This is a genomic window from Mycobacterium sp. E342, from assembly GCF_001667665.1.
Taxonomy (GTDB): domain Bacteria; phylum Actinomycetota; class Actinomycetes; order Mycobacteriales; family Mycobacteriaceae; genus Mycobacterium.
Genome location: NZ_LZJM01000311.1, coordinates 1 through 585, shown reverse-complemented (window position 1 = coordinate 585; position 585 = coordinate 1). Strand labels below are relative to the sequence as shown.

The following is a 585-nucleotide window of genomic DNA, read 5'->3' as shown; positions in this document are numbered from 1 at the left end:
CGCACGCAACCACCCATCGAGCACGAACAGCGCCGCCCCCGACACCGGCGACCCAATCGGCACAGCCCCCGTGCCCGGGGTGAGCGGGGCGCTGATCGCCGCATACACCGTGGTCTCGGTCGGCCCATAAGCGTTGAGCATCACCCGCCCCGACGCCCACCGATTGACCACCTCAGCCGGACACGCCTCCCCGGCCACCACCAACGCCACCGACTCCAACCCCTGCGGCGAAAGCATCGCCACCGCCGACGGGGTCTGACTCAACACACTGACCCGTTCAGCAATCAGCAAGCCCTGCAAATCATCCGGGGAACCCACCACCGCCTCGGGCACCACCACCAACCGGCCCCCACCCAACAGCGCACCGAAAATCTCCCACACCGACACATCAAAGGAATACGAATGCCACTGCGACCACACCCCCACCCGCTCCACCGCACCATCCAGCGACGCCAACAGCTGGGTCACGTTGCCATGGGTAACGGCAACACCTTTAGGCACCCCGGTAGTGCCCGAGGTGTAAATCAAATACGCCACATCCTCAGCAGCCGGGCCCGGTGGTCGGGTGGCCGGTTGGGCATCGAT

1 protein-coding gene is annotated in these 585 nt (G+C 66.0%); it reads right to left on the bottom strand.

Going from position 1 to position 585, the window contains the following annotated elements; all coding sequences use genetic code 11:
• The coding region (locus A5692_RS25720; RefSeq protein WP_156766284.1) for an AMP-binding protein at positions 1 to 585 on the bottom strand (585 nt) is incomplete at both ends.